The organism is Mycobacterium simiae (assembly GCF_008370645.1).
GTDB lineage: Bacteria > Actinomycetota > Actinomycetes > Mycobacteriales > Mycobacteriaceae > Mycobacterium > Mycobacterium simiae_A.
This window is the reverse complement of record NZ_VTZN01000329.1, coordinates 1-2383: the sequence shown is the minus strand read 5'-3', so window position 1 is coordinate 2383 and position 2383 is coordinate 1. Positions and strand designations below refer to the sequence as shown.

1 protein-coding gene is annotated in these 2383 nt (G+C 62.7%); it reads right to left on the bottom strand.

Features of this window, described 5'->3' with window-relative positions:
- Positions 1–2383, bottom strand: a 2383-nt coding sequence (locus F0Q45_RS25415) for an acyltransferase domain-containing protein (protein ID WP_149656507.1), incomplete at both ends; no start/stop codon positions are given.

Below are 2383 nucleotides of genomic sequence, written 5' to 3'. Positions count from 1 at the left end.
TAAGCGGGTAACAAAGACCAGCCGTGACTGCGTTAGCTCAGGAACACCCAGCCAGGCCTGCACCAAACTCAGCGTGCGATACAACCCGCTACGGGCACTATCAGCAACCCCGCCCTCATCGCTGATGGGTGCGGCGGTCAGCACGACTTCCGGGACACTGCCACCGGCGCGGATCGCCTGGGCCAGACCCGCCAGATCCGGGTAGTGCTCAGCGGCGATATCGGTGAAGTTCAGTGCCCCCTCGTCGAGGATCGCCACCTGTTGCGCGCTGGCCTGCCCGGTCTCAACCGGGGTCCAGCCCAGCGCATACAACGACTCGACGCCCCCGCGGTTGTCACCGGCCAACCCAGCAGCATCGATTGGTCGCACATCCAACGAGTCCACCCGAATCACCGGATCACCGTTGAAATCCCACGCGTGTAGCTGTAACCCACCAGCATCGGTGGGCGCCAGCGCGACCCGCAACCTCGAAGCCCCAGTGCCCGCTAACCACACCCCGCTCCACGCAAAAGGCAACAACACCTGGCCGGGCTGCCCATCAATGAGACTTGGAGCCGGGTGCAACGCCGCGTCGAACAACGCCGGATGCACACCAAACTCCTCGATCGGCTGCTCAGCGCCTAAGCCGACTTCAGCGAACAGCTCTTCACCGCGACGCCAAAGTGCCTGCACTCCTTGGAATACCGGACCATACTGAAAACCTTTGTCGGACAGCCGGTCATACAACGCTTGCGTATCCACCGCCTGGGCACCAGCCGGCGGCCACGACACCAGATGCTGCAAATCCCCACCGTCATCGACACTCAACACCCCAGCCGCATGTCGCGCCCACGGGTGGGCGGGCTCACTGGCATCACTGTGCGGTCGGGAATACACCGTTACCGGGCGCCGGGCATCTCCATCGGGACCGCCGATAAGCAGCTGTAGTTGCACCGTACCCTCATCGGGCACCAACAACGGCGTCTGCAGCACCAACTCATCGAGCCGCGGCACACCAGCTCGGGCACCGGCGGCCAGCGCCAGCTCCACCAATGCCGTCCCCGGCAACAACACCACATCAAAAACCGCATGATCGGCCAGCCACGGCTGACTACTCACTGACAGCTGCCCACTAAAAAGCCAGCCCTGATCATCACCCAAACTCACCGCCGCACTCAGCAAGGGATGATCCACCGCTGATAATCCGGCCGAGGTCAAATCGGCCGAGCCCGTCGCGTTGTAGCTCTTGAGCCAAAACCGTTCCCGCTGAAAAGCATAGGTGGGCAGCGGGACTCGTTGCGGATGATGCGGGGCGAACACCGACGCCCAATCCACCCCCACCCCATGCACATGCGCCGCGGCCAGCGAGGTCACAAAACGCCGCCAACCACCCTCACCGCGACGCATCGAGCCCAGCACCGCCACTTCGTCCAGGTCTTGTCCAGCAGCCTCCACCGTTTCGGTAATGGCCAACGCTAAAACCGGATGCGGACTCATCTCAATGAAGGTGCGACAACCCTGCTCCAACACCAACCGTGTGACATCGGCGAACCGCACCGGCTCACGCAAATTCCGATACCAATACTCGGGATCTAAAGCCTCAGTCGACAACCCAGCACCGGTCACCGTGGAATAAAACGCAACATCCCCAGCACGCGGCGTAATACTCGCTAACTCAGCGATCAACCGCTCCCGCGCCGCCTCAACCTGCACCGAATGCGAGGCATAATCCACCGGAATCAACCGCGCGAACACCCCATCGGCCTCACACTGGGCGACGAACTCTTCCACCACCCCCAACTCACCAGAAACAGTGGTGGAAACCGGGCTATTGACCGCAGCCACCGAAATCCGCCCCTGCCAACGAGATAACCCAGACTCGACCTGCTCGACAGCCAACCCCACCGAAGCCATCCCACCCGACCTAGCCAACTCCGCGATAACCCGGCCACGCAGCGCAACAAGACGCGCAGCATCCTCAAGACTCAACGCCCCCGCAACATACGCCGCAGCGATCTCACCCTGAGAATGACCAACCACCATCGCCGGACGCACACCACAAGAACGCCACAACGCCGCCAACGACACCATCACCGCAAACAACGCCGGCTGCACCACATCCACCCGATCCAACGAAGACTCCGCCACCTCCCCACGCAACACCTCCAACAACGACCAACCCACATACGGAGCCAACGCATCAGCACACGCCCGCAACTCCTTGGCAAACACCGGCGAACTATCCAACAACTCCACCGCCATCGACACCCACTGCGGGCCATGCCCCGGAAAAACGAACGCGACCTTACCGCCAACTGGATGCCCCACCGCCAGCGCGGCCGCATGCTGCCCATCGGCCAGCGCCGCCAGCCCGGCCAACAGCTCACCACAATCACCGCCCACC